Source organism: Pseudomonas sp. B21-009 (assembly GCF_024749345.1).
In the GTDB taxonomy this organism is placed as follows: domain Bacteria; phylum Pseudomonadota; class Gammaproteobacteria; order Pseudomonadales; family Pseudomonadaceae; genus Aquipseudomonas.
In genome coordinates this window covers 2,837,247-2,862,297 of the sequence record NZ_CP087199.1, presented here as the reverse complement: position 1 = coordinate 2,862,297, position 25,051 = coordinate 2,837,247, and the positions used below count along the sequence as shown (strand labels likewise).

At 55.2% G+C, this 25,051-nt stretch carries 25 protein-coding genes and 1 pseudogene; 16 read left to right on the top strand and 10 right to left on the bottom strand.

Annotation, left to right across the window (positions count from 1 at the left end; all coding sequences use genetic code 11):
• Nucleotides 1-122 precede the first annotated feature (122 nt).
• Together LOY34_RS13055 and LOY34_RS13050 are read right to left on the bottom strand one after the other, a co-directional pair.
• Entirely contained in the window at nucleotides 123-959 is an 837-nt protein-coding gene (locus tag LOY34_RS13055) for a hypothetical protein (protein ID WP_258665039.1), read from the bottom strand.
• A gap of 574 nt (nucleotides 960-1,533) precedes the next feature.
• Nucleotides 1,534-2,696, bottom strand: a protein-coding gene (locus LOY34_RS13050) for an IS3 family transposase (protein ID WP_258665024.1) whose coding sequence is annotated in 2 segments (ribosomal slippage) — nucleotides 1,534-2,441 and nucleotides 2,441-2,696 — 1,164 coding nt in all. Because the reading frame shifts where the segments join, the coding sequence is not laid out codon by codon here.
• Between the two features lie 144 nt (nucleotides 2,697-2,840).
• On the opposite strand from LOY34_RS13050, the gene LOY34_RS13045 reads away from it, so the two are divergent.
• The 8 genes from LOY34_RS13045 (at nucleotide 2,841) to LOY34_RS13010 (ending at nucleotide 9,902) form a co-directional block, all read left to right on the top strand.
• Entirely contained in the window at nucleotides 2,841-3,518 is a 678-nt protein-coding gene (locus LOY34_RS13045; RefSeq protein ID WP_195884060.1) for a thermostable hemolysin, read from the top strand.
• Entirely contained in the window at nucleotides 3,508-4,989 is a 1,482-nt protein-coding gene (locus LOY34_RS13040; protein ID WP_195884059.1) for an AMP-binding protein, read from the top strand. The genes LOY34_RS13045 and LOY34_RS13040 overlap by 11 nt, the downstream gene beginning before the upstream one ends.
• Nucleotides 4,986-5,660: a TenA family transcriptional regulator gene (locus tag LOY34_RS13035; RefSeq protein WP_195884058.1), complete on the top strand. Its 675-nt coding sequence runs from the start codon at nucleotides 4,986-4,988 to the stop codon at nucleotides 5,658-5,660. The genes LOY34_RS13040 and LOY34_RS13035 overlap by 4 nt, the downstream gene beginning before the upstream one ends.
• Entirely contained in the window at nucleotides 5,647-6,456 is an 810-nt protein-coding gene (locus tag LOY34_RS13030) for an SDR family oxidoreductase (RefSeq protein ID WP_195885997.1), read from the top strand. The genes LOY34_RS13035 and LOY34_RS13030 overlap by 14 nt, the downstream gene beginning before the upstream one ends.
• Nucleotides 6,453-7,097 carry a tetratricopeptide repeat protein gene (locus LOY34_RS13025; RefSeq protein ID WP_195884057.1) on the top strand — a complete coding sequence of 215 codons (645 nt, stop codon included), beginning with the start codon at nucleotides 6,453-6,455 and terminating at the stop codon, nucleotides 7,095-7,097. The genes LOY34_RS13030 and LOY34_RS13025 overlap by 4 nt, the downstream gene beginning before the upstream one ends.
• A gap of 11 nt (nucleotides 7,098-7,108) precedes the next feature.
• On the top strand, nucleotides 7,109-7,771 hold the full coding sequence (locus tag LOY34_RS13020; protein WP_195884056.1) for a response regulator: 663 nt from the start codon (nucleotides 7,109-7,111) through the stop codon (nucleotides 7,769-7,771).
• A complete protein-coding gene (locus LOY34_RS13015) occupies nucleotides 7,768-9,135 on the top strand; it encodes a sensor histidine kinase (RefSeq protein ID WP_195884055.1) in 1,368 nt (455 codons plus the stop codon). The genes LOY34_RS13020 and LOY34_RS13015 overlap by 4 nt, the downstream gene beginning before the upstream one ends.
• A 194-nt stretch (nucleotides 9,136-9,329) precedes the next feature.
• Nucleotides 9,330-9,902, top strand: coding sequence for a GNAT family N-acetyltransferase (locus tag LOY34_RS13010; RefSeq protein ID WP_195885996.1), 573 nt, complete (start codon nucleotides 9,330-9,332; stop codon nucleotides 9,900-9,902).
• Here LOY34_RS13010 and LOY34_RS13005 read toward each other — a convergent pair.
• From LOY34_RS13005 to LOY34_RS12995, 3 genes are read right to left on the bottom strand one after another with little or no spacing between them, the layout of a single operon-like run.
• Entirely contained in the window at nucleotides 9,891-10,544 is a 654-nt protein-coding gene (locus tag LOY34_RS13005) for a hypothetical protein (protein ID WP_195884054.1), read from the bottom strand. The two genes, LOY34_RS13010 and LOY34_RS13005, sit on opposite strands and share 12 nt — an antisense overlap.
• 54 nt (nucleotides 10,545-10,598) lie before the next feature.
• Nucleotides 10,599-11,954, bottom strand: a complete 1,356-nt coding sequence (locus LOY34_RS13000; RefSeq protein WP_195884053.1) for an MBL fold metallo-hydrolase RNA specificity domain-containing protein — start codon at nucleotides 11,952-11,954, stop codon at nucleotides 10,599-10,601.
• 31 nt (nucleotides 11,955-11,985) lie between these two features.
• Nucleotides 11,986-12,873 carry a universal stress protein gene (locus LOY34_RS12995; RefSeq protein ID WP_195884052.1) on the bottom strand — a complete coding sequence of 296 codons (888 nt, stop codon included), beginning with the start codon at nucleotides 12,871-12,873 and terminating at the stop codon, nucleotides 11,986-11,988.
• A 204-nt stretch (nucleotides 12,874-13,077) separates the two neighbouring features.
• Here LOY34_RS12995 and LOY34_RS12990 point away from each other — a divergent pair, with 204 nt between their 5' ends.
• Complete coding sequence (locus tag LOY34_RS12990; RefSeq protein ID WP_195884051.1) at nucleotides 13,078-13,626, top strand: GNAT family N-acetyltransferase; 549 nt, start codon at nucleotides 13,078-13,080, stop codon at nucleotides 13,624-13,626.
• 59 nt (nucleotides 13,627-13,685) lie between these two features.
• Here LOY34_RS12990 and LOY34_RS12985 read toward each other — a convergent pair whose 3' ends face one another.
• Nucleotides 13,686-14,612, bottom strand: a complete 927-nt coding sequence (locus tag LOY34_RS12985; RefSeq protein WP_258665029.1) for a universal stress protein — start codon at nucleotides 14,610-14,612, stop codon at nucleotides 13,686-13,688.
• Between the two features lie 268 nt (nucleotides 14,613-14,880).
• On the opposite strand from LOY34_RS12985, the gene LOY34_RS12980 reads away from it, so the two are divergent.
• From LOY34_RS12980 to LOY34_RS12965, 4 genes are all read left to right on the top strand, one after another.
• On the top strand, nucleotides 14,881-15,954 hold the full coding sequence (locus LOY34_RS12980) for an NAD(P)-dependent alcohol dehydrogenase (RefSeq protein WP_195884049.1): 1,074 nt from the start codon (nucleotides 14,881-14,883) through the stop codon (nucleotides 15,952-15,954).
• Nucleotides 15,955-16,033: 79 nt separating this feature from the next.
• On the top strand, nucleotides 16,034-16,519 hold the full coding sequence (locus tag LOY34_RS12975; RefSeq protein WP_195884048.1) for an Hsp20 family protein: 486 nt from the start codon (nucleotides 16,034-16,036) through the stop codon (nucleotides 16,517-16,519).
• Between the two features lie 255 nt (nucleotides 16,520-16,774).
• Nucleotides 16,775-17,575 carry a helix-turn-helix domain-containing protein gene (locus LOY34_RS12970; protein ID WP_195884047.1) on the top strand — a complete coding sequence of 267 codons (801 nt, stop codon included), beginning with the start codon at nucleotides 16,775-16,777 and terminating at the stop codon, nucleotides 17,573-17,575.
• Nucleotides 17,576-17,646: 71 nt separating this feature from the next.
• On the top strand, nucleotides 17,647-18,888 hold the full coding sequence (locus tag LOY34_RS12965; RefSeq protein WP_195884046.1) for a DUF4010 domain-containing protein: 1,242 nt from the start codon (nucleotides 17,647-17,649) through the stop codon (nucleotides 18,886-18,888).
• Nucleotides 18,889-18,939: 51 nt separating this feature from the next.
• On the opposite strand, the gene LOY34_RS12960 is transcribed toward LOY34_RS12965, so the two are convergent.
• Genes LOY34_RS12960 through LOY34_RS12950 form a run of 3 tightly spaced genes read right to left on the bottom strand, consistent with a single transcriptional unit; the run spans nucleotide 18,940 to nucleotide 20,098 of the window.
• The gene (locus LOY34_RS12960; RefSeq protein ID WP_115086608.1) at nucleotides 18,940-19,359 is read right to left on the bottom strand and encodes a DUF6691 family protein; all 420 of its coding nucleotides are present in this window, start codon (nucleotides 19,357-19,359) and stop codon (nucleotides 18,940-18,942) included.
• A 2-nt stretch (nucleotides 19,360-19,361) separates the two neighbouring features.
• Nucleotides 19,362-19,796, bottom strand: coding sequence for a YeeE/YedE family protein (locus LOY34_RS12955; protein ID WP_115086607.1), 435 nt, complete (start codon nucleotides 19,794-19,796; stop codon nucleotides 19,362-19,364).
• Nucleotides 19,793-20,098, bottom strand: coding sequence for a metalloregulator ArsR/SmtB family transcription factor (locus LOY34_RS12950; protein WP_115086606.1), 306 nt, complete (start codon nucleotides 20,096-20,098; stop codon nucleotides 19,793-19,795). The genes LOY34_RS12955 and LOY34_RS12950 overlap by 4 nt, the downstream gene beginning before the upstream one ends.
• A gap of 396 nt (nucleotides 20,099-20,494) precedes the next feature.
• Here LOY34_RS12950 and LOY34_RS12945 point away from each other — a divergent pair.
• Together LOY34_RS12945 and LOY34_RS12940 are read left to right on the top strand one after the other, a co-directional pair.
• A pseudogene (locus LOY34_RS12945) lies at nucleotides 20,495-21,440 on the top strand (IS3 family transposase).
• 51 nt (nucleotides 21,441-21,491) lie between these two features.
• Nucleotides 21,492-22,654 (top strand): IS3 family transposase gene (locus tag LOY34_RS12940; protein WP_258665024.1). Its coding sequence is split into 2 segments (ribosomal slippage): nucleotides 21,492-21,747 and nucleotides 21,747-22,654, totalling 1,164 coding nucleotides; the frame shifts between segments, so codons are not numbered across the junction.
• A gap of 814 nt (nucleotides 22,655-23,468) precedes the next feature.
• On the opposite strand, the gene LOY34_RS12935 is transcribed toward LOY34_RS12940, so the two are convergent.
• Nucleotides 23,469-24,368, bottom strand: coding sequence for a MerR family transcriptional regulator (locus LOY34_RS12935; protein WP_195884045.1), 900 nt, complete (start codon nucleotides 24,366-24,368; stop codon nucleotides 23,469-23,471).
• Between the two features lie 156 nt (nucleotides 24,369-24,524).
• Here LOY34_RS12935 and LOY34_RS12930 point away from each other — a divergent pair, with 156 nt between their 5' ends.
• Complete coding sequence (locus tag LOY34_RS12930) at nucleotides 24,525-24,971, top strand: PAS domain-containing protein (protein WP_115089621.1); 447 nt, start codon at nucleotides 24,525-24,527, stop codon at nucleotides 24,969-24,971.
• Nucleotides 24,972-25,051: the final 80 nt, after the last annotated feature.

Here is a 25,051-nt window from a genome sequence, read left to right as displayed (position 1 = left end):
AGGTCGTACATCTGAACGTCAAAACAGATGTCCCAGCGATTCGAGATTACCCAGGCCACCATCTTGCCACCATATGGATGCCCCCCGATATTCGAGGTGTGCCGTCCGAGGTGTTGAGGCGCTTAATAAGAATGGTCACTTTCTAAGGAGGTCGTTTCAGGTCTTCCGAGAGGATCGATCGCATCCACCTGCGCCCTCGCCCACTCCAGCCACGCCTCGATCTGACGCCCCTCCTCCTCACTACAATTCTTGGCACCAGCAGCCACTGCATCGATGAAGCTCTGAAGACGCACGGCCTTCTCCCATTTCTCCATATTTTCCACCAAACGCAGTTGCAGCGTCCGTTGATGCTCCGCAGCCATGATCGCCTGGCGTCGAATCCTATCTTCCTCATCGCGCTGACGGTGCCACTCCTCCATGCGTGCCCGATATGCCCTCATACGCCCTATCAGCTTGGTGAGGCCGATGCAGAACAGATGAAGTTTGTCTTCAAGCTGGCTGGTTTTTCTGTCAGTCCAGGTTGTCTGCGATCCAACGTCCGGCTTTTCCTGGGCAATCAGGGTCAATTCGCCGGTGGAGTTGTACACGTATACCTCGCGAGGCCCCAGCCAGAGTACCGGCTCCCGAGTTAAACGATGCTTGGGCTTGGGCTCAGGTGGTGGCGGTGGTTTTACTGCTTTGCCTACACGCTCTCGCAGCGTTATGTAGACAGTCTCCCCATCGAATGTGACCGTGGTGCGGCTGTGATCATCCACCGCCCACCTACATCCTTTCTTCTCGGTGTCCTTGATCAGGGTGTCCAGGAGCAGTGCGGAGCGATCGACCAGGTCACGTGAGATCCTGGTGTTCAACACACTCATTCGACGTAGCTCTACCCGCCCCTCAACATCCTTGGCCTCTTTCACAGCCTGTAGCCATTTCCGCACGAGCAGATGAGGTTCGGTCAGCTTGGTAGGCATCGTGAGCTTTGGAGGGGGCTGAGTACCTGTCGACTTGGGCGGCGTCGCAGGAAGCAGCGACCTGTCCAACACACGAAATGTAATCGATTCATCAGGGGGTGGGGGGCGGGCTTCTCAGGACGCTTCCCGACTGGCTTTGCCCAATGGCCCCGGCGAGGGAGTGAAACGCCCGCCTTCTTGCAGGCCTTGCTCAGTGCGACATCGGAAACACCAATCTCCCGCGCCAGCTGCAAAACCGGCGTCGACCAAGCCCGATCAAACAGCTCACGGGCTGTATAGGTGACGTTCTTGTACATGCAGGCTCCTTGAACGACGCATGTGGGATCGGTGACGAGCGAAGTCAGCATCACTGTTGATGCGTCAATGGGTTCCACGGCTTTAGACGCTAAGGCGGCGTCGGTGAGAGCACAGTAGGGGCGCGCTAGTATTCCCTTTGACCAAGTCAAAGACTGCGTCCTTGGTGATGTAAGGCGACAGGTTAGTTAGAGGATTGTCGGTATTACGCTTTGTGTTGGATCACATCGACGATAACAAGAAGGTGCCTGTCGCCCAGATATGGCGTTGGATGTAGTGGTCAACTAATCCCGGACACTGTGTTAAGTTTTTCCTCGGCCACAGCGGGCGCCAGCCCGCTGTTAAATTGATGTGGCCGTTGCCAGTTGTAGCGCTGCATCAAAAACCGGCCGATATCCTGCTGTGCTAGCGAAGCGCTCATGTAGCCCACGGTCGGTACCCATTCCGTTTTCAGGCTGCGAAACAACCGTTCCAACGGTGCATTGTCGTGGCAGTTTCCACGCCGACTCATGCTCTGCTTGAAGCGATAGCGCCACAGTCGCTGACGGAAGCTTCGGCTGCCGTATTGGCTTCCTTGGTCGCTGTGAAACAGCACGCCCTGAGGCCGACCACGCTGCTCATAGGCCATGTCCAAGGCCTTGATGACCAGGTCGGCATCGGGCCTCGATGAAAACGCCCAGCCCACCACGCGGCGGGCGAACAGATCGATCACGGCCGCCACATAGTGCCAGCGACCTTGAGCCCAGACATACGTGATGTCACCGCACCAGACCTCATTCGGTGCCGACACGCTGAACTCTCGATCCAGCACGTTCGGGATATCCGGCCGCTCCACCGTCGCCTTCTTGTAGGCATGTGAGCCGGGTTGCTTGCTGATCAACTTCATCTCGCTCATCAGCTTGCGCACCTTGAAGCGCCCAATCGCTATGCCGTCCTCGCGCATCATCAACATGATGCTTCGGCTGCCCGCTGCGCTGCGGCTTTGGGTAAAAAGTTCGTTGACTCGACTGCGCAAAATCAGCCGATTAACGTCTGGAGATCGGTGCTTGCGACAGTGCGCGTAATAGCAGGATCGGGTGACTTCAAATACCGAGCACAACAGATCAACAGGCTCTTCAGCGCGGAGTTGATCAATTAACGCGAACGCTCGTGTTCCTCGGCCATCAAGAGCGCGGTGGCCTTTTTTAATATACTTTTTTCCCGTTCCAGCCGATTGATCCGAGCTTCCAGCTCCTGGATTTTCTGCTGCTCGGGTGTCAGCGCTTTACTGGACGGAGTCACACCATTTCGCTCCTCCTGAAGCTGGTTAACCCATCGACGCAGGGCCGACTCCACCAGCCCAAGCGAACGGGCTGCTTCGATGTGGCTGTAGCCCTGGTCGAGCACGAGACTGGCAGCTTCGCGTTTGAACTCGGGCGTAAAGGAACGACGTTGCTTGGTCATCGGACACCTCTCTATAGCGAGCATTCTCGCCTAAATGGGTGTCCGGAATCATTAGACCACTACATAAGTGAGCCTCACCTTCAGATTTCGTTAAGAAATACCTTGGATACTCCTCCCCAACCTATACAGGGAGGCAATCTGCCCATGCCCCATTTCGACTGGAACACCCCCCTGCCCCTGCGCTTCGGCCAAGCCGAGACGCCGCAGCTGACATTGACCGGTGCCATGCTAGGCGACAGCCTGCGACCCGCATTCGAAGCGTTTATTCAGCAACGCTTTCGCAAGGCTCACGGCGCCGACATCCGTCATTTCATGCCACAGCTGTTTGGCATGAGCAAAGCCTATGGCGAGTTATGTGCGGTCGCCGGGGTGCGCCTTGCACATCACGAACCACTGTTCCTGGAACGTTACCTGGACGAGCCCATCGATCCGCTGATCAGTGCTACTGCCGGATACTCGGTGGGGCGGGCCAGCATTGTCGAGGTCGGTAACCTGGCTGCCTGCGATACCGGCAGTGCACGACTGAGCATCATCGCCATCACCTGGCTACTGGCCATGGGCGGCCTGGAATGGGTGGCATTTACCGGCAACATCGGTTTGGTCAATAGCTTCCATCGCCTCGGTCTGAAACCGGTGACGTTGTGTGCAGCCGACCCGGGCCGACTGGGTGACGATCGCTACAGTTGGGGCAGCTATTACGAGAGCAAACCCTGGGTACACGTCGGTAACATTCGCGCGGGATTCATCCATTTGCGCAACAGTGGTCTGTTCACTCGGCTGGGTCTGCCGTCATCCATTGAGGGCACTAGCCATGTCGCTTGAGTTACAACGTTTCCAGAAGATCCTGCACAGCCATATGGAGCGCAACCCACACGCGATTGCACTTTGGGATGATCGGGTGAGACTCGATTACGCCACTCTTTACGCCGAAGTGTCGTACCGCCAGCAACGCCTACGCGACGAACACGCTCAGATTATAGCCCTGGCACTGGATAACGGCGTTGAAGCAATACTCTGGGATCTTGCCGCGCTGTTCGAGGGCTTGACTTGCGTAACCTTGCCGCCCTTCTTTAGCCCAACACAGCGCGCCCATTGCCTGGAGCAAAGTCAGGCGGCAAGGGTGATTTCGGAACCGGAGCAGGATGCTGAATTTCTTACCTTGGGCTATGAAAAAAGCGGCGAGTTCTGGCGCCGTACATTCGCCGGCCCGAACCGGATGCCCCCAGGCACGGCCAAACTGACCTTCACCTCCGGTACCACCGGTACCCCTAAAGGCGTGTGCCTGAGTGCGGAAAACCTACTACAAGTAGCAAGAGAGCTGGATCAAGCCAGTAAACCTGCTGACCCGCAGCATCACTTGGCATTGTTGCCACTAGCAATCCTGCTGGAAAACCTCGGTTGCTACGCCGCACTGTACGCTGGCGCAACCTTGAGCTTACCGAGTCAGAAAGCTTTGGGCATTCAAGGCGCCAGCGGCGTCAACTTACCCCGGCTACTCGAGCACCTTACCAAGCGCGCACCCGAGAGTCTGATTTTGGTGCCGCAGTTGCTGCAGATGTTGGTCAGCGCCACTGAGCAGAAAGCCTTCGACCCACAGAAATTGCGCTTTGCTGCTGTAGGAGGAGCGCGCGTCTCTGAGGACTTGTTGCTCCGAGCTGAGCGCGTCGGTCTGCCGGTTTACGAAGGTTACGGATTATCTGAGTGCGCCTCGGTGGTGTGCCTAAATCGTCCCGGTGCCCAGCGATCGGGAAGCGTTGGTAAACCCTTGCCTCACATCCAGGTGAAGTTGGCAGAAGATGGTGAAGTACTGATCAAGGGCTCGGCACTGCTCGGCTATCTGGGCGATGTACCTTACGCCGAGGATTGGTGGCCCAGCGGCGACCTGGGAGAGCTAGATCCGGAAGGCTTCCTTTACCTCAAAGGTCGCAAGAAGCATCAGTTTGTCACCAGTTTCGGACGCAACGTCAACCCGGATTGGGTAGAGGCCGAACTCACCCAACGCCGCCACATTGCCCAAGCCTTTGTGTACGGGGAATCGCTTCCACGCAATCACGCTCTGTTGTGGCCCCATCGTACCGATTGTACTGATGCAGAACTTGCTGGGGCTGTAGCGGAAGCTAACGACGCATTGCCCGACTACGCCCAAGTTCATAGCTGGACGCGCCTGCCCTATCCCTTCACGGCTGCCAACGGCCTGCTGACTGCCAATGGCCGACCGCGCCGCGACGCTGTTGTCGAGACGTTTCACGCGCAACTTACCGAATCTGCCGTATCTGAGGAGTCTGCATCATGAGTTTTTTCGACACGCTTCAAGAAGCTTCACATCAGGAGCGCCACGAATTGTTCAACCTGCCGATAATCCTCGACGCACTTGAAGGTAAGGTCAGCCTTGAGAGCTATCGGGCATTTCTTGCGCAAGCCTACTACCACGTCCGCCACACTGTGCCACTGATGATGGCCTGCGGCGCGCGACTACCAAGCCACCTCGAATGGCTACGTAAAGCGGTATGCGAGTACATCGAAGAAGAATACGGCCATGAACAGTGGGTGCTTAACGATATAGCAGCCTGCGGCGGTGACCGTGACGCCGTGCGTGACGGCCAACCCTCAATGCCGATTGAACTGATGGTCAGCTTTCTGTACGACTTGATTGCCCGAGGCAACCCGGTAGGCCTGTTCGGCATGGTCAATGTGCTGGAAGGCACAAGCATTGCCCTCGCCACCCATGCAGCAGGCAGCATCCGCGAGCATCTGGGTCTTCCAGAAAGCGCCTTCAGCTATCTCAGTTCCCACGGTTCACTGGATATCGAGCATATGCAGACCTACCGCCGGCTGATGAACAGGCTGGAAGACCCCGCAGACCAGGCGGCTGTCATCCATGCGTCAAAAGTGGTGTATCGGCTGTACATCGATATGTTTCGGGGCTTGCCCCGGGCTGCGGAGGTTCATGATGCAGCTGCATGATGCCCGGGTAGTTTTGACTGGCGCCAGCGGTGGGATCGGCCAGGAAATTGCCAGGGATCTGTGCGCCGCCGGCGCCCAGGTGCTGGCGGTAGCTCGACATCAAGAATCCCTGAAGCCGTTGCTTGAGCGCTATCCGCAAAACTTGTTCTGGGTAGCCGCCGACCTCACGCTCCTCAATGATCGTCGCAAAGTACTGGCCGCCGCCGAAGCCACTGATGGCATCAACTTGTTGATCAATGCTGCCGGCGTCAACCACTTCGCCATGCTCGAACAGCTGGATGACAATGAAATCAACGCGATGTTGAGCGTGAACGTCAGCGCCCCAATTTGCCTGACCAAACTGCTTCTACCGTTGCTCAAGCAGGCCGACAGCGCCATGGTGGTCAACGTCGGTTCAACCTATGGCTCGATTGGCTACCCTGGATATGCCAGTTACTGTGCCAGCAAGTTTGCACTTCGCGGCTTTTCCGAAGCCCTGCGCCGGGAGCTTGCCGACACCCGGGTCGGCGTCCTCTATGTCGCACCACGCGCCACCCGTACCTCGATGAACAGCTCTGCCGCCCAAGCACTCAACGATGCACTCAAGGCAAGCGTCGATGATCCACAGGCGGTGGCAGCGGCGGTGATCCACGCCATTGCTGGTGACCGTCGCGATCTCTATCTGGGGTGGCCGGAGCGATTTTTTGTGCGGTTGAACAGCCTGTTGCCCAACTTGGTGGATCGTGGCCTGCGCAAGCAATTGCCGCTGATCCGGCGTCTTAGTCACACCCACGAAAATGAGCACCTCAAACCATGAAAAAGACCGTTGCCTGCCTGCTGCTCGGCATGTTGAGCCAAGGCGTCTGGGCGCTCGACAACGCGGATCAGCAACGCCTTAATGGCATTCAGCAAAGCTGGGCGCACATACAATATGAACTGCCAGAGCAACAGCGCGTAGCGGCGTTCGCGCAATTGGCGGCACAAACATCGTCGTTCACGCGAGATCGCCCAGTGTTAGCCGAAGCGTGGATCTGGTCAGGAATCGTCACCAGCAGTTGGGCGGGTGCTCAAGGCGGGCTGGGCGCCCTAGGCAAGGTCAAAGATGCCAAGGCCGATCTGGAAAAAGCCCTGACTCTAGACGCCGACGCCTTGCAAGGCTCGGCCTATACCAGCCTTGCTGCACTCTACGACAGAGTGCCCGGCTGGCCGATCGGTTTCGGTGATGCTGACAAGGCAGAGCAACTGCTTCAGAAAGCGTTGCAACTCAATCCTGCCGGCATCGATAGCCTATATTTCTGGGGCGATCACCTCTACCGCCAGAAGCGCTACGCTGAAGCGAAGGTTGCCCTGCAAAAAGCACTACAAGCGCCTCCAAGGCAGGGCCGGGAAAGTGCTGACGTTGGACGGCGCAAAGAAATCGCCGCACTACTGGAAGACGTTAACAAGAAACTCGATTGACTGGAGTTTGCGTGCGTTTATTACTGATCGAAGATGATGTCGCCCTGGGCGAGGGTATTCATCAAGCGCTAGGGCGTGAAGGTTACACTGTCGATTGGCTCAAGGATGGGAGTAGTGCTCTGCACGCCATGCTCAGTGAGACCTTCGACTTGGCAGTGCTTGACCTTGGTTTGCCACGTATGGACGGACTAGAAGTACTCAGTCGCCTGCGCTATAGCGGTTCCAACCTGCCGGTGCTGATCCTCACGGCCCGTGATGCAACAGAAGACCGTATCGCAGGGCTGGACGCAGGCGCCGATGACTATTTGATCAAACCGTTCGACCTGGCCGAACTGAAGGCCCGTTTACGTGCTTTGTTACGCCGCAGTGCCGGGCGAGCACAGATGTTGATCGAGCATGCGGGCATCTGTCTGAACCCTGGCACTCAGCAAGTCAGCTACCAGGGCCTGCCTGTAGCCCTGACACCCAAGGAATATCAGTTGCTGCATGAATTGCTGTCACCCCCTGGTCGCGTGATGACCCGAGATCAACTGATGCAATTGTTGTACGGCTGGAACGAAGAAGCCGAAAGCAACACGCTGGAAGTACACATCCATCACCTGCGCAAGAAGTTCTCGACTGATCTGATTCGCACAGTTCGCGGCGTGGGATATCTGGTGGAGGAGCGTCGATGACGTCAATCCGACGTCGCACACTCACCCTGATAATCGGCTTGATGCTCTTGGGGTTTGCGGTGATCAGTGCGCTTAATTTTCACGACAGTAATTACGAAATTACGGAAGTCTACGACGCTCAGCTCGCACAAAACGCACGGCTTCTACAGGGTGTCATGCGCATGCCGCTACAGAGAAAGGAGTACGCCGAGCTCTATCAGGCCTTCAATACAGCATTAGGCGAAGCCGTACCCAGAGTCGACGGACATCCTTATGAAAGCAAAATCGCGTTCCAAGTCTGGAACAGCCAAGGTGAGCTCCTTGTGCATACGGCGAGCGCCCCCTCTTTTCACACCCTGCCTGGCAAGCCCGGTTTCAGCGATTTCGTGGATCTGAACAATCGGAATTGGCGCGCTTTCATGCTGGAAGACAAACGCAACGGTATGCGGATTTGGGTGGGCGAGCGCGATGATGTGCGAGCTGACCTCGTTGAGCGTATTGTGCGCCACACCTTGTGGCCCAACGTTTTGGGCAGCTTGATTCTTGCGGCAATGGTTTGGCTTGCCATTGGATGGGGTCTCAGGCCGCTCGCGAATATGGCTTCTACCCTTCGTGCTAGACACAGCGGGTCACTGGAGCCACTTCAATTGACCCCCCTTCCGAGCGAGCTGGAGCCAATGCAGGCAGCGCTCAACCGTATGCTGGCGCAAATTCAGGAAGTGCTTGGGCGTGAGCGACGTTTCATTGCCGACGCTGCGCATGAAATGCGCACCCCCCTGGCGGTGCTAAAGGTACATGCCCAGAACTTGTTGGAAACACAGAGTGAAGAAAGTCGGCGCGAGTCACTAGAGCATTTGATTGCAGGTGTGGATCGTACCAGTCGATTGGTCAACCAGTTGCTGACGATGGCTCGCATCGAGCCGCAATCAGTATCCACTACGCCATCAACCATTGATCTTGCAGCCACCGTCCGCGACAGCCTGGTTCAATTGACGCCTTGGCTGCTGAGCCAGGGACTTGAACTGGTATTCGATGTCAGCGACGACACCTACAACGTCAGAGTTGATCCGACTGCCATTAATATTGCGTTAAACAATCTGGTAACCAATGCGGCAAATTTTTCTCCGGCACACGGCCTGATCATGGTGCGTCTTGGTAGAAAAGGCGACCACTACGAACTGTCTGTCGAAGACGACGGCCCGGGTATCGATGAGTCCGAGCATGGCCGGCTCCTTGAACGTTTCTATAGTCGAGGTAATGACCAGGGAGCAGGACTGGGGCTCGCTATCGTGAAAACAATTGCAGATCGTATGGGAGGGCAGATAACGCTAGAAAATCGTAGTCAGGGAGGTATGCGTGCAACGTTAGACCTACCCTTCAAGTAATACTCTCGGATTCGCAATCAGTCTCCCATCGGTGGGCCCAGTGCCTGGGCTCCCGTCGGACAAAGCCTTGAAAGTAGCCACCCGTAAATTGGTTGGGAAGACTCATGTTTGACATACATCAAACGGGGGCGCCCCGGCAGGTGTAGATAAGAATGGTGATTTACGAACCTCTCCATCCCGTCGGAGTAAATCCCATGGCACCTGTTCAATCTAACGCGCAAACACCATCTACTCCCGCCTTTCCTCCTGAAAAAGGCGAACACTGGATCGAGCCGCTAAAGGATGGTGGGCACGTCCTCATCAGACCTCTGCGGGCAGAGGATCGCGAGCGAGAAAGGGCCTTCATCATGCGTCTTTCACCAGAGTCGCGACACTTTCGCTTTTTGTGCCAAATCAAAGAGCCAGGAGAAGCCATGCTTGATCAGTTGATGACCGTCGATCAGCGGGAGAAAATGGCATATGTGGCTTTGGCACACGTCAAAGGCGAACTCCTAGAGGTCGGTATCAGTCGTTATGCAGCAGGCGCCCAGCCAGATGAATGTGAGTGCGCGGTTACCGTTGATGATCAATGGAAGCATCGCGGCCTAGGAGCGCTGTTACTTAGCCACCTAATCGATAAGGCTCGGGCGAATGGGTACCAAGAGATGTACTCAATCGACTCGGCGGCCAATACGGCGATGCATGACCTAGCTCGTGATTTCGGCTTTTCGACTGCGCGTGATCCCAGCGATGCCTGCCAGGTTATCCATCGCCTTTCATTGATTTGATGAGCGCTGCGAAGCTGCAGACTGCTCACCTGAAATCACACGGTTCAAACATTGCTGCTCGTCCTCCTCAGTGATGCCTTGGAAATCACTTACTTCAAAGACTGAAGTGTTGAACAGGGCGAGCCGCAATACACCATTTCTGTCCAGAAATACCTCAGACAAACACAAGCAGATGGGCGAAGAAATAGATACCGACCTCCCATCCTCCCCCGGGAACGCAAGCTGATCGTTGAGGTTCGTTTCACAGGCAGCAACGATGGTACGAATTGATCGAGCCGCGTAGTACAACGTTGTGGGATACCCCACCCCTATGGTTATCAGAAAACACAAAACCAAGTTCGATTCCTTAGCGTAGGTCGAAATACGATCAACCTTATGCCGCCACCCTGTAGAACCAGGATTGAAAATAGCTTTACCAACAAGCAGGGTGTAACGATGTTGCACAATGCCCCCAACGCACAGACTGATCGCAACAAAGCCCAGTAAGATCCAGGGCTTGGCCGTAAGCAATTCAATAGCGCCATCGAACCAGCCGGCAATAGATACCAACACTACGAAGCTCACCACTCCAGCAATTATGCCGAAGCTAGCTCGTGGCCTTTTCAACCAGGCTTTAAGCTTCTCTTTACTGGTTGCGTTCATGGTCAATACCCTCACATTAGTCCGTGCCAAAGTAGGCTATACGGTGCTGGGCAACTAAAGCTCTACGGTTTCAAGGTGCTCTGGCACCGAGACCGACCAACCAAGCTCAAGGCTGATTCGGCGCCGCAGCGTATCAGCTGCATGGGGTTCACCATGCACCACAAAGGTATGCCGAGGGGGCCTCTTGAAGCCTCGCAACCACTGCATGATTTCATCAGCATCGGCATGCGCCGACAGACTCTCCATGGCAGAAACCTGAGCGCGTATAGGGACATCCTCACCGTGCATACGGATTGTCCTAACTCCAGCAGTGATGTCCGCTCCGCGAGTACCACCGGCCTGAAACCCAGAAAACAACAACGTATTGCGCGGGTTGGGAGCCAGCGCCTTCAGGTGATGCAGTACCCTACCCCCGGTTGCCATGCCACTGGCTGCGATGATCACCGCAGGGTCGCGAAGCTGGTCAAGGTGTTTTGATTCGTCGACTGTACGAATGATATGGGTGCTACGGCACATCGCTGCGCACTCCTCGGCAGACAGGCGATGCTCTTGGTGAAAGCGCTGATACAGCGCGGTGGTATCTGATGCCATTGGACTATTGAGGTAAACCGGAATGTCTGGGATTCGATGCTCTCTTTTGAGCGCATACAGGTAGTACATCAATAATTGCGCACGCCCAACGGCAAATGACGGAACCAGGGTGATGCCGTGCCTTAGCAGTGTTTGATTAATGACATTGGCGAGATACGTCTCAGGAGCCTCCTTCGGGTGCTGTCGGTCACCATACGTAGATTCGACCAAAAGAATGTCTGCGTTCTCGATCAGCTCCGGGGTTCGCATGATAGGGTCGTTGGGGCGCCCTAGGTCACCAGAAAACACAATGGTTTGGCCTCCTGCATTTATTTCGACAGTCGCGGCACCTAAAATGTGACCTGCAGAACGAAGATAGACCTGCAGACCGTCGACGATTTCAACCGAGTGATGTAGTTCCAGTGGGCGGAGATGTGCAAGTGCTCGCTTCGCCTCCTCTTCCGTGTATAGCGCCTGGGCGGGGTGGTGCTTGGAGTAGCCACGTCGGTTTGCATAGTCGGCTTCCTCTTCCTGTAGGCGACCACTGTCGAGCAACAGGATCCTCACCAGCTCACAAGTGGCCGCAGTCGCATAAATAGGCCCACGAAACCCATTCCGAACCAGAACTGGAAGGTAACCGCTGTGATCGAGGTGCGCATGGGTAAGGACTACCGCATCGATTTCATCCACTGGTATAGGCAAAGATTGCCAGTTGCGTAAGCGCAGCTGCTTGTATCCTTGGAACAGTCCACAATCGACAAGCACCTGCGTCGAGTTGTGCTGGAGTAGATACTTGCTTCCGGTAACCGTACCCGTCGCACCGAGAAATGTGAGCTGCATGATTCTGACCTCGATAGCTGGCTGGAGGGCTCTAGTTGCTGGAATTAACTGCCAGTACGCTGCAATGTGCCGAATTCACTATCCGGTCTGTCGTATCACCGAGCAGTTTGCCCAAGCCTTTAGGTTGCACTATCCCCATAACCACAACATCAACAGCCAAATCGCGCACCAGATCGCTGATAGCGGTCACTGGCGGCCCTTGGACAAAATGTCGACATTCAACAGCAACGCCGTAGAAGTCGGCCAGTTCATCATAAGGTTCGCGTAACACAGCAATTAACTCCTCAACCCAGTCCAAAGCCGCATTCGAATCGGCAACAAAGATTGGTGAAATGTCATAGGCAGAAAGTAGGTGCAACTGAGCATTGCATTGCAGCGCCATGGCCGTGGCTGCGCGGATTATTTTGTGATTGAAGTCGTTTCCTTGCTCCGAATTGGCCGTATCGACGGCTGCGAGGATTACGTTGGGAAGAGGCACATTGCCATGCTGGACAAAATGTACAGGTACCGGACTGGCGCGCATCAGCTCGCTATCGAAAGAGACCCCAAACACCCGCTTGAGCGCTGAAACCTCATCAATGTCCTTGATGACCATGTCGGGACGAAGCGTGTGAATGCAGTCAGCCACGTCCTTGACGGGATCGTCGGTCAATGCTGCCTGGTTGGTAGCGCACGCATCGTCTATATGTATTGCCCCAACCGTTTCCGTCAATCGATCACGGTATCGTGAGAACTGCTCGGCGATTTGCTGTTCAACCTCTACTTCTTCTCGCCAGTTGCTAAGCCCATGAGGTTCAAATAAACCCAAGACATGCAACCCTGCCCCCGTCGTTTTAGCCAACGCTTTGGCGCGTTGTGCCGCTGGCGAGTTCAAATCGGCATCCAGGGCAAGCAGCAACAATTGTTGGTACTGACTCATCGCAAACCTCCAATCATGTCATCGCCTACCGGGAATCGAAGCTCAGGTACTAAATTCTGTGCCTTGACCCCGCTTCAGACTTGATTCAGATCAGAAAGGCTGCGACACGCAACGAACTTGATTCAAGTCAGAACGAGGATGCTGGTGAGCAGTACAACAGTAATCGGCAAGCTCCCTTTGATGACTGTAAGCCCGGAGAGCGCGATGAATAACGATATCGATTTTGGCGATCTGTCCAAGGAACACTGGATAGAGTCGTTGAACGACGGTACTCCTGTACTGATTCGACCACTGCGTGAGCCCGACCGTGAGAGGGATCATGAGTTTGTAGGGCATGTGTCATACGAGTTGAGACGCTTTCGCTTCCTAGCAGGGTTTAGCGGGGAGGCATCATCGTTTTTCGAACGGTTGATGGATGTGGACTACCACCACCGCATGGCTTACGTCGCGTTGATGTATGACGGTGGCCAACTGCGTGAAATCGGCGAAAGCCGCTATGCGGCAGTCCCCGACAGCAAGAACTGCGAGTGTGCGGTTGCCGTGAGCGAGCAATGGCAGCGCAAAGGCTTGGGTAGACTGTTAATGAATCACCTGATCAGCGCCGCACGCAGCAATGGCTATGAGCACATGATTTCACGTGATCTCTCAAACAACTACGGGATGCATCGACTTGCGAAAACACTCGGTTTTTCCTCACGCTACCTGGCTGGAGATGTAACTGAGATCATCCATGAGCTCGACCTACATGGATGATCATTTACCTCCGCGCGGTATTATCCGAGCTCCGAAACCGCGCTGAGGCAGGTTCTTTATCAGACCACCGGAGTTTCCGGGGTGATGACCAGGACACTGCTAGGCATTTTGTAAAGTACCCTTTCAACCGTGCTGCCGATGTACTTGGCTAAACCACGGTGGTGCACCCGCCCCATCACTACGATATCGGTACCTTGGGCTTCGCAGAAGATGCTCAAGACTTTTGCTGGGTCGCCCATGATCATATGGCAACTCTCCGGATCAATGCCGTTGCGCTCAGCCAGCTCGCGAAAGGCATCGCTTTGGGCTTCATGCAAACTTTCGGCAACATTTGAGCCAAACAAAAATGATTTACGCCCGAGGTTCTCCGCATCCGTTTGCATAGAGGTCAGATCATAGGCATACAAGATCTCCACCTGCGCCTTACATTGCATGGCCAATTTCAACGCTTCATTGATGATGCGGTCATTGAACCCTTGGTACTGATCCTCTGGACGCGATAGGTCAACGGCAGCGAGGACTTTGCGAGGCATAGCATGGCTGGCCTTGTCGACAAAATGCAGTGGCTCCGAACACTCCCGTAACAGCCGGATATCAAGTGTCGTGAACATCGCCCGCATCAGGCGCGACTCATGCTCTATGTCCTTGACCACCATTGCAAACGGCTGCTCCCTTAGATGGGTCAGGATTTCATCCAGGACATCGTTCACCCAGACAACCTCTGTGGTTACCGTAAGCCCGTTCCTACGCAGGGGTACGGCTTGGGTTTCAAGCCACTGGCGGTGCTTTTCGACATAGGCCTGGCGCATCGCTGCCAGTGCCTGTTCATTGACCAGCCCTGCGGTGGCAAGCCCCTCAAGGTAATCAAAAGCCACTATATGTAATGCAATGCCTTTGGCTTTTGCCAAAGCAGCAGCACGGTCAAAGGCGTCAGTGCGCTGCATCAAAGGGGGGGCGATGAACAACAAGCGTTGATAGTCGGACATGACACACCTCGCACTAAGCGATGAGTAGGTACGCACCATCCTGCATCCGTCCAAGGCTGTGTGTTTGACTTGCATCAAAATCGGATGCACACCACCTCAAAAGGACACGGCGATTGGGTGTAGCACACGACCATCGGCGCAGTCCGACGCACGGTAACCTAACTACAAAAAATGGATTTGATTCCTTGATCCCAGTCAATTGATTCGATGATTTTCAGCGCACGCTAAGCAGAAGTGAATGCCACGATCCCAAAGAGGAACCGCTGCCATGGCTACCATGAAAGCTGCAATTTTTGTGGAGAAAAACCGGATAGTACTGGACGAAAAGCCAATTCCGGACATTGGCCCCGCCGATGCGTTGGTGCGGCTCACAACCACGACGATCTGCGGAACCGACATCCACATCCTCCGTGGTGAATACCCTGTCGCCAAAGGGCTGACCATAGGTCATGAACCCGTTGGTATCATTGAAAAGCTCGGCGCCCAGGTTCAAGGCTTTAGCGAAGGACAGCGGGTCATTGCTGGCGCAATAACCCCAAGCGGCCACAGTAATGCGTGCCTGTGTGGATGCTCATCTCAGGATGGGCCGGGCACCCTTCATGGATTCAAAGCTATTGGTGGTTGGAAGTTCGGCAACACGATTGATGGCTGTCAGGCCGAGTATGTTCGGGTGCCTGACGCCATGGCCAACCTTTCACTGATTCCCGATAACCTTAGTGACGAACAAGTTTTGATGTGCCCAGACATCATGTCTACCGGGTTCAGCGGTGCAGAACGGGGTGATGTAAAAATCGGTGATACGGTCGCCGTATTTGCGCTAGGGCCCATTGGTCTTTGCGCGGTGGCCGGTGCCCGCTTGAAAGGTGCAGGCACGATCATCGGTGTCGATACCGTAAATACGCGTATGACCGTTGCCCGTCAGCTAGGTGCTACACACGTAATCGACTTCACACAAGGCAATGTCGTCGAGCAGATCATGGCGATAACTTACGGCCGTGGGGTCGATGTCGCGATTGAAGCACTTGGAACCCAATCGACATTTGAATCAGCGCTGCGGGTGCTACGTCCCGGAGGAACCTTATCCAGCCTTGGCGTTTACTCTTCAGACTTGCGCATTCCACTTGATTCCTTTGCTGCTGGCCTAGGCGACTACAACATCGTGACCACACTGTGCCCAGGTGGCAAAGAGCGTATGCGACGCTTGATGGAAGTCATCGCCAGCGGGCGCATTGATCTGGCGCCACTGGTGACGCACCGGTTCAAGTTGGACGACATTGAAGCCGCCTACGAACTATTTGGACATCAACGGGACGGTGTCATGAAAGTAGCCATTACGCCCTGAATTACACGTGCTTTTAGCAGCTTGAACACCTGATGGCATGGACGCCGTTCCTGATTCGATCGAATGTGGAGCGCGTCAAATGTTCAAATTACTCCTTCTGTCCATCCTGCCGCGACTAGCCCCTGGTGCAATGCTCAACCAGACTAGAAAACGCTTGCTCGGTCTCGTCGGCGGCAAACGGAGCTACCGCGCCCCAGACCTGGAACTCATGTTGCGCCGCGAAGTGGGATTGCCCTACCAACCTGTCCTGTTCGCCAGGAACATCGGGGATCAGTTCATCGTCACCGCGGACTTGCAGTCTGTAGGTATCGACAGCTTGCAGATTGGGATTACAACGCAGCAATTCACCTTAAGCGGTTGGGTGATGCCGGATGCTGCCGACGCCTCGATGACAGCTATCTCATCTGAGTGTGGGTGGTTTAGTTCTTCACGAACCATTCCGCCGTCAATGGATCTTGACCATTTCACTCTCAATTACCATCAGGGTTTGTTGGTATTCAGCGTACCTAGAAAGCACTCACAAAACCGGCGTCCTTTGCATTCCACTGCATCGATTACGGAGTAGCATCAATGAACGTCTACATTGAAAATAATCCACGTCAAAACCGTTGGTGGGTTCACCTAGACGTATGGATGGTGAGTTTTCGCAGTATTGACGAAGCGACAGCATTCGTTGATCGACTTAATACTCGATTGAACGCCCCACACTCCCTGGCGATGATTGCTAGCTATCCTCTGGTACCTGGCAAGCTCATAAATCGCGACCTGCATGACCCTATTGCCCCATCAGGATCTGCTACCCCGGTATCGGAGGTGAGAAATGCATAGCCTCCTGAACGTCGCCGCTGACCTAGAGGAACGTAATCCCATAGGAGTGGTATCACCGATTAATGTAAACCCATACAGGGCGGCTTGCTTGGATTGCAGGGTCGGTTCGTTGTGTCTTCCAACTGGCTTGTGCAAACACGGAAACGACCGTTTCAGTGAGCTGATCAGGCAGCGCATACGGATCAAGAAAGGTTACGGCTTGTATCACGCCAACGACCCGTTGGAATACCTCTATGCAGTACGCCTCGGCAGCTTTAAGACTTGCTTTGCAAATGCGGAAGGACAAGGGCTGGTAACCAACTTCTGGATGCCAGGAGACACAATGGGGTGCGATGCGATCAGCACCAACCGGCATGTATGCAGTGCGTTTGCTCTTGAGGACAGTGAAGTTTGCCTTATTCCTTATCAACGCCTGGAGTCGTTAGCCCATGAGTTCCCGTTCCTACAACAAAGCCTCAATAGGCTGCTCAGCAGTGAAATTGTTCGAGAGCATAAGCGGCTTTTAATGATGTGCAACCTCACCGCAGAAGAACGAATGGCCAGCTTTCTACTAGGCTTGTCCAAACGATACGTAGAACGCGGGTTTTCCGCCCATAGCTTTGTTTTGCGCATGTCGAGAGATGACATTGCGTCCTACCTGGGGTTGAGACTTGAAACCGTCTGTAGATGCATAGCACACCTGCGCCACCTGGACATAGTGCAGTTCAGCGGACGTACAGTGGAAATTTTGAATTTGCCTGGCTTGAAGGCTCTAGAACATGGCTACGGTAAAGGCCCAGCGGCAAATCAGTAAGTCGGGATGTATTTCAGCCCATCCCAAGCAGCCTCGACACTTGCCCTACCCCGCACATCGATGCGGCTGTCATGCTTGAAACCCTGGACATTACCCATCTCGCCGCTGCCTTGGGTATAGGTATGCTCGTAGGCCTGGAGCGTGAACGCAAAAAAGGTACCGGGGAGCATCGTGCATTTGCCGGACTTAGAACCTTTGCCATCACGTCTGTACTGGGTTACGTATGCATGGCCGTCGCGGGTGCGATGTTGGTCGCCATCATGAGTATTGCCCTGGCAATCATCGTTGCAGTCGCCTACTGGAAACACTCTGGCAAGGATCCAGGCATCACCAGTGAAATTGCTCTGCTTTTCGTCTTGCTACTCGGCGCCTTGAGTTATGACCAGCCCGAACTGGCTGTCGCTGTCGGGGTCGTGCTTACGGTTGTTCTCGCATTCAGGCAAGAACTGCATCGATTTGTCCGCAATCAACTGACTGAAAGCGAAGTCCGCGATGGGTTGGTACTGCTGATAGCCGTGTTGGTCATTCTCCCCTTGGCACCCGATCGCTTCGTCGGCCCATTTGGTGCCATCAATCCCCGCACAATCTGTACCCTGACCGTACTGCTGATGGGGGCTGGGGCATTGGGTCATATTGCCTTACGTGTGGTAGGCAAGCGCTATGGCTATACCCTCAGTGCCATCGCATCTGGGTTTGCTTCAGGCTCGGCGACCATCGCCCTGATGGGACATCTGGCCCGAAGTGAACAGTCGTCTGTCAAAGCGTTCAGCGCCGCAGCGATATTCTCTAACCTAGCGACTATCGCGATGTTGGGTCTGGTGCTGGGTACAGTCGATCCGGCTTTTTTGGGGGAATTATGGGCTTCTATTTTGCTGGCTGCGTTCACAACAGTGGCATATGGTTCGCTGCTCCTCGCCCCATGGAACCCTGCGCTTGTGCAGGCCGCAACCCAAGTGGGCGACAGTGCTTTCAATCTCAAGGTCGCCCTCGTTGTGACTGTGGCCGTAACGGGCATCACGTTGCTGTCCTCGGCACTGCTGCATGCCTTTGGACACAATGGTGTACTGATTGCGTCGGTATTTAGCGGCCTGGCTGATGCTCACGCAACGGCAGCATCTATCGCGTCGGTGGTAAAGTCCGGGCAACTATCAATGGCCGACATTGCGGTGCCCGCGCTGACCGCAATGAGCAGCAATACACTTACCAAATGTGTTCTAGCCTGGATCAGCGGGGGCGCAAAATTTGCCGCTTATGTCATAGTCGGTCAGTTGGCGATTATTACTTCGATGTGGGCTGGATTGCTGCTCCAGTAAAGGATCCGCCCCCTTCTCTCAAGGCTGAGACACGATGGCACTCATGGATCTTTAACGAGCACGCCAGCTTTCAAGCAGGCTGAAGAGCGCCATTCCCACCAACATCGCAAGTACGAATACTAGTATTTGCCAGTGGCCACTTAACACCAGGGCGAGTGCAGGCCCCGGGCAGATACCGGCAATACCCCAACCGACACCAAATACCAGGCTGCCCACCACCAACTGCCGATCTAGTGCCCGCATCCGAGGCATTTGCATCGGCAAACCAAGCATCGAGCGTGTTTGTTTGCTGCTCCACTGCATGGGCAAAAGTGCCACCCCGATAGCACCCACCATTACCAACCCGAGTGATGGATCCCAGCTTCCTGCCAGATCCAGAAAGCCGATTACCTTGGCTGGATTAACCATGCCCGCCAACAACAAGCCAAGGCCAAACACCACACCGCAGATAAAAGCCATTACCCATCGCATGCTCATACTCCTGCCAGGTGACGGCTAACGAATACAACTGCAAATCCAGCGCACATAAAGCACAGTGTTGCGACAAGTGAACGAGGCGACAGACGCGCCAGTCCACAGACACCATGCCCACTGGTGCAACCTGCCGCGTAACGTGTTCCCAGGCCAACCAGCAAACCGGCCACAAGCAACCCTACCCAGTCTGTCTGAAACTGTACGACCGGCCGACCCGCAAATAACCACCACACTAGGGGGGCGACCAACACCCCCAGGAGAAACAGTGCTTTCTCGCCTCTGCCCTCGCCCTTCTTTTGCAGCAAACTGCCCAGCAGCCCGCTAATACCGGCAATACGGCCATTCACAAGTGCAAACAGGCTCACGGCAAGCCCGATCAACGCACCGCCGAGCAAGGCCGACCAAGGTGTGAAATTGACCCAGTCGATAGTCATTTCGGCTCCTTCGCACAGAACCATTGATACAAGGTTTTAATCACCGCCAGGGCAGCTGGACTATCGATGCGATAGAAAATCTGCTTACCTTCACGCCTTGTCGCCACCAGATCTTCGCGCCTCAAAACCCCTAATTGCTGAGACAAGGTGGGCTGCTGAATGCCAAGCAGGGACTCCAGCTCACTTACACTGCGCTCACCTTCAGACAACTGGCATAGCAACAGCAGTCGCTCTGGATTTCCCAGGGTTTTAAGCAACTGAGCTGCTGCTTCGGTGTTGCCGCGTAACTGCTGAACATCCATCGCCAGTCCTTCTATGACTGTAATCTCGCTCACATGATACATCTAAATATATTATATAAAATAATCTAATATTATACAAAACCTGCAAGTACCACGACCGATCAGGTTCCGACGATATGCCCCGGCGACGTTGGTGCCGAAGGTCTCAAAGGGCCTGCCCATGCCTTGGAACGCCAAAAGAAATTAGCGCAGCCAACAGCACGAATGCCGAGGAAACCAACCTTCCGAGGCACCGGGTATCGAGCGTGTCCTCGCCGGCTTGAGAGAGTGCATCGGCGATGTCGATCAACTGACAACTGAATCGCCCCGGGCTTTCTAGACACCTTGCAAGCTCTTTGGACTGCCCCCGGAAAGGTGGACATCCCCGGCCTATGCTTTGAGCATAGGAGGAAGTCTATGAGTACCCAGCGATACACCCAGGAATTCAAGGCGGAAGCCGTCAGGCAGGTGGTTGAACGCGGATATTCAGTCGCGGAGATTGCCGCACGCCTCGGCGTCTCGACTCACAGCCTCTACAAATGGGTGAGCGCCGTCACCCCTGATAAATCAGAAAAGCAGGCCAGCGAACTGCTCGAAGCCAAGAGCAAAATCCTGCGGCTGAGGGCCCAGATGCGCCGCATTGAAGAAGAGCGAGATATCCTAAAAAACCGCCTCCCCGGCGCGCCGCGTCCCACTGGACTAGAAACACTACGTACTACATTGGATTCGCTGGACAGTGGTCGCTGGCTTTTGGGAGGCTAAGTCCCCGTCAAAAAACTTGACCCAGGGAAACCTGCGGCAAGCATCGTGTTGCTCGTTTGATGCGCGTCCACAAGATCAAGGCGCTACGCGGATACAAGGCACCCCGCCCGATCGCTGGGCGCCCCTCAATCATCGGCCCCAACCATCTCAACCGAGAGTTCACCGTCGATGCGCCCAATAAAGCCTGGGTGACCGCTGGCAAGGCTGCCTGTACTTGGCTGTGTTAGTGAATCTTTATGCACGCAAGATGGTTGGCTGGTCGATGAAGCCGACTCTAGCCCGCGAGTTGGCCTTGGATGCATTGCTCATGGCCCTCTGGCGACGCAAGCACAAAAGTCGGGTCATCGTTCACTCGGATCAGGGCAGCCAGTACGGCAGTGATGAATGGAAACGATTCTGTGCTCCCAACAACCTAGAACCCAGCATGAGTCGGCGCGGCAACTGTTGGGATAATGCTCTGGCTGAATCCTTTTTCAGCAGCTCAAAGAAAGAGCGCATAAGCAAGCGCATCTATAAAACCCGCGATCTGGCTCGGGCCGATGTGTTCGATTACATCGAAGTGTTTTACAACCGTACTCGCCGTCATAGTGTAGTGGTCTAATGATTCCGGACACCCATTTAGGCGAGAATGCTCGCTATAGAGAGGTGTCCGATGACCAAGCAACGTCGTTCCTTTACGCCCGAGTTCAAACGCGAAGCTGCCAGTCTCGTGCTCGACCAGGGCTACAGCCACATCGAAGCAGCCCGTTCGCTTGGGCTGGTGGAGTCGGCCCTGCGTCGATGGGTTAACCAGCTTCAGGAGGAGCGAAATGGTGTGACTCCGTCCAGTAAAGCGCTGACACCCGAGCAGCAGAAAATCCAGGAGCTGGAAGCTCGGATCAATCGGCTGGAACGGGAAAAAAGTATATTAAAAAAGGCCACCGCGCTCTTGATGGCCGAGGAACACGAGCGTTCGCGTTAATTGATCAACTCCGCGCTGAAGAGCCTGTTGATCTGTTGTGCTCGGTATTTGAAGTCACCCGATCCTGCTATTACGCGCACTGTCGCAAGCACCGATCTCCAGACGTTAATCGGCTGATTTTGCGCAGTCGAGTCAACGAACTTTTTACCCAAAGCCGCAGCGCAGCGGGCAGCCGAAGCATCATGTTGATGATGCGCGAGGACGGCATAGCGATTGGGCGCTTCAAGGTGCGCAAGCTGATGAGCGAGATGAAGTTGATCAGCAAGCAACCCGGCTCACATGCCTACAAGAAGGCGACGGTGGAGCGGCCGGATATCCCGAACGTGCTGGATCGAGAGTTCAGCGTGTCGGCACCGAATGAGGTCTGGTGCGGTGACATCACGTATGTCTGGGCTCAAGGTCGCTGGCACTATGTGGCGGCCGTGATCGATCTGTTCGCCCGCCGCGTGGTGGGCTGGGCGTTTTCATCGAGGCCCGATGCCGACCTGGTCATCAAGGCCTTGGACATGGCCTATGAGCAGCGTGGTCGGCCTCAGGGCGTGCTGTTTCACAGCGACCAAGGAAGCCAATACGGCAGCCGAAGCTTCCGTCAGCGACTGTGGCGCTATCGCTTCAAGCAGAGCATGAGTCGGCGTGGAAACTGCCACGACAATGCACCGTTGGAACGGTTGTTTCGCAGCCTGAAAACGGAATGGGTACCGACCGTGGGCTACATGAGCGCTTCGCTAGCACAGCAGGATATCGGCCGGTTTTTGATGCAGCGCTACAACTGGCAACGGCCACATCAATTTAACAGCGGGCTGGCGCCCGCTGTGGCCGAGGAAAAACTTAACACAGTGTCCGGGATTAGTTGACCACTACATAGTCACTTGGGCGGCGTCAGTCCTGAGGCCTTTGAAAGCGCCTCGTTATGAGACCGGAAAATGTCTATCGTAATGGGGGTAGTCCAGTTTAAGGCAAAGAGGTGTCTACGAAACCCGGGGGGGATTCAGACCGATGGATGGCTTAATAGCAAATCAGGAGCCCTGAGGGCATTTTTTAGTACCCCGGGATTCAGTCCTTGGCACCCTAGATGCACTGCAGTTACGTTAAAAATGGCTTATCTACGGACAGTCCCCAACGCACCCAAGACGTTTGTCAAGAACCATCAGACCCGCTGGGAGCAGGTTCCTGCCCATGACCTCCTACTCGCCTCGCCCTGCAGCCGGGGCCACTCTAACGCCCGCGGCAAAAAGTCGAGAACACTGAGCACGATGCCTCGCGCTCGACGGCCTGGGCCCCGGCGTCGTAGCTGGAGTTCCACCGGCCACATGCGGCACTAATTGACGACGTGTCGGAGTTCACCGACTGAGTGCTGTACCTGGGATGGTGCAGGCTACACAGGCATTGGGATATCAAGCCTCGCCGCACATTGTGGACTGCGCCGTCCTCGACGTACCGGAGAACCAGGTACGCGTGGTCATGGTGCTGACGCGCGCCAAGGCACCGCTGATGCAGTAATTCTCGCAGATACCAGATCAATAGACCGAAGATGAGCGACTCTTTCCCCGCTCACACTACACTCCGACAATCCGCTATGTTCAACGCGCGAGCACTAAACAGTAGAACGGGTTGAAGAACATAGTCAGGCAACAGGCAGCGCAACGTCTAAGGCCCTTGAGCGGTCAGTCAAAGCTCCAAAGCGCCCCTGAGCAATGCATCCAGTTTCAAACTAGCTCCAACGTTTCGCTGATCCAGAAGCGCGATCGGAATGTCGTGCAGAACTGCAATCGAGTCAGGCAACCCGTCCCCAATCAATGCAAGTGGACAGGCAATGTCCATCTGTAAGGAACATAGCTTCTTCGCCAGTGCCGTGTTTACGGGCCCCTGGAGTGCGAGCACAAGTGCTGCAGGCTGGAGGGTCGCGCACAACAATGGCAGTTCCTCGAGCGGCTGCCCACTGCCTAACACCTCGATACGCCACCGCTCACTACTGAGAAGTAAGCCGTTGCTCAGCAAATCCAGCTCAGCGCTTCCTTCAATGCCGGCCAGTAACACACATGGGGCACCGAGTTGATTTAGTTGCAGACGTAGCAATAGGCGAGCTCGCAGAAAAGTATCGAGGAACAGCCATTGGCTACGCTGACCGAAAGCGCTGCCAGACAACAGACTGCGCCAGACCGGCATCAGCACATCGAGCAACACCGTAGCCTTGGGGTACAAGGTGAAAAGCTGACCATGAATGCCCTCGAGCGCCTGCCGGTCGAATGCTTTCGTCGCTCGTAGTACAGCAGCGCGCCAATGCTCAATGGAATCGGTCTGCGGCCCGGGCAGGCGGGCGACTTCGTCGTGCTGGCGTGCGAGCAACTCACCCACCTTGCTGATCGGCAAGCCACTACCGGTCCAGCGCAGTATGTCGCGTATGCGCTGTACATCCTGGGCCGTGTACAGGCGGTGCCCGCCTTCGGTGCGTTGGGGGCGAATCAAACCATGACGACGTTCCCAGGCGCGCAGGGTCACTGGATTTATACCAGTCAAGTTGACGACATCGCGCATGGGCAGCAAATCGGTGGAGGTCGCTTCAGTCATCGCAAGTGATCATCAGGGCGGTTGCACATTCTAAACCCATACCAACCTTCTACGGCGATCGTTCTTCCATCATGATATCGACAACCGCACCTTAGCCTTCCAGCACAAAGGTCTACGCTGCGCATACCGAAAACGCTACTTGAGTGGGTGGGCCACATGATCGACGCAAAACTCTTGCAATTAATGGTCGAGAGCTCCAACGATGGCATCGTCGTCGCCGAGCAGGAAGGCGACGACAGCATCCTGATCTACACCAACCCTGCCTTCGAGCGCCTCACCGGCTACGCCACGGACGACATCCTCTATCAGGATTGCCGCTTCCTCCAGGGCCAGGACCACAACCAACCAGGTATCGCAGCCATCCGCGAGGCAATTCGCGAAGGGCGCCCGTGTTGCCAAGTGCTGCGCAACTATCGCAAGGATGGCAGCCTGTTCTGGAATGAGCTGTCTATCACCCCCGTACACAACGATGCCGATGAACTGACTTACTACATCGGCATCCAGCGTGATGTTACGGCACAGGTCTTCGCCGAAGAGCGGGTCCGCGAACTGGAAGCAGAGATAGTCGATTTGCGTCGACAACTCGCATCAGGCAACGGCTGACCTTGCAACAAATCTATACAGGGCCGTTGACTTGTATAGATTTAGACGTAAGCTCCTCTTATACCTGTACAGAATTTCAC

Excerpts from the sequence above, each read along its gene's own strand:
- LOY34_RS13045 (WP_195884060.1), top strand. The coding sequence starts at position 2,841 with ATGCCCCATTTCGACTGGAACACCCCCCTGCCCCTGCGCTTCGGCCAA.
- LOY34_RS12995 (WP_195884052.1), bottom strand. The coding sequence starts at position 12,873 with ATGAGTCAGTACCAACAATTGTTGCTGCTTGCCCTGGATGCCGATTTG.
- LOY34_RS12985 (WP_258665029.1), bottom strand. The coding sequence starts at position 14,612 with ATGTCCGACTATCAACGCTTGTTGTTCATCGCCCCCCCTTTGATGCAG.
- LOY34_RS13005 (WP_195884054.1), bottom strand. The coding sequence starts at position 10,544 with ATGAACGCAACCAGTAAAGAGAAGCTTAAAGCCTGGTTGAAAAGGCCA.
- LOY34_RS13025 (WP_195884057.1), top strand. The coding sequence starts at position 6,453 with ATGAAAAAGACCGTTGCCTGCCTGCTGCTCGGCATGTTGAGCCAAGGC.
- LOY34_RS12990 (WP_195884051.1), top strand. The coding sequence starts at position 13,078 with ATGAATAACGATATCGATTTTGGCGATCTGTCCAAGGAACACTGGATA.
- LOY34_RS12930 (WP_115089621.1), top strand. The coding sequence starts at position 24,525 with ATGATCGACGCAAAACTCTTGCAATTAATGGTCGAGAGCTCCAACGAT.
- LOY34_RS12955 (WP_115086607.1), bottom strand. The coding sequence starts at position 19,796 with ATGACTATCGACTGGGTCAATTTCACACCTTGGTCGGCCTTGCTCGGC.
- LOY34_RS13000 (WP_195884053.1), bottom strand. The coding sequence starts at position 11,954 with ATGCAGCTCACATTTCTCGGTGCGACGGGTACGGTTACCGGAAGCAAG.
- LOY34_RS13035 (WP_195884058.1), top strand. The coding sequence starts at position 4,986 with ATGAGTTTTTTCGACACGCTTCAAGAAGCTTCACATCAGGAGCGCCAC.
- LOY34_RS13055 (WP_258665039.1), bottom strand. The coding sequence starts at position 959 with ATGCCTACCAAGCTGACCGAACCTCATCTGCTCGTGCGGAAATGGCTA.
- LOY34_RS12950 (WP_115086606.1), bottom strand. The coding sequence starts at position 20,098 with ATGGATGTTCAGCAGTTACGCGGCAACACCGAAGCAGCAGCTCAGTTG.
- LOY34_RS13010 (WP_195885996.1), top strand. The coding sequence starts at position 9,330 with ATGGCACCTGTTCAATCTAACGCGCAAACACCATCTACTCCCGCCTTT.
- LOY34_RS12970 (WP_195884047.1), top strand. The coding sequence starts at position 16,775 with ATGCATAGCCTCCTGAACGTCGCCGCTGACCTAGAGGAACGTAATCCC.
- LOY34_RS12935 (WP_195884045.1), bottom strand. The coding sequence starts at position 24,368 with ATGACTGAAGCGACCTCCACCGATTTGCTGCCCATGCGCGATGTCGTC.
- LOY34_RS12960 (WP_115086608.1), bottom strand. The coding sequence starts at position 19,359 with ATGCGATGGGTAATGGCTTTTATCTGCGGTGTGGTGTTTGGCCTTGGC.
- LOY34_RS13030 (WP_195885997.1), top strand. The coding sequence starts at position 5,647 with ATGCAGCTGCATGATGCCCGGGTAGTTTTGACTGGCGCCAGCGGTGGG.
- LOY34_RS12975 (WP_195884048.1), top strand. The coding sequence starts at position 16,034 with ATGTTCAAATTACTCCTTCTGTCCATCCTGCCGCGACTAGCCCCTGGT.
- LOY34_RS12980 (WP_195884049.1), top strand. The coding sequence starts at position 14,881 with ATGGCTACCATGAAAGCTGCAATTTTTGTGGAGAAAAACCGGATAGTA.
- LOY34_RS12965 (WP_195884046.1), top strand. The coding sequence starts at position 17,647 with ATGCTTGAAACCCTGGACATTACCCATCTCGCCGCTGCCTTGGGTATA.
- LOY34_RS13015 (WP_195884055.1), top strand. The coding sequence starts at position 7,768 with ATGACGTCAATCCGACGTCGCACACTCACCCTGATAATCGGCTTGATG.
- LOY34_RS13040 (WP_195884059.1), top strand. The coding sequence starts at position 3,508 with ATGTCGCTTGAGTTACAACGTTTCCAGAAGATCCTGCACAGCCATATG.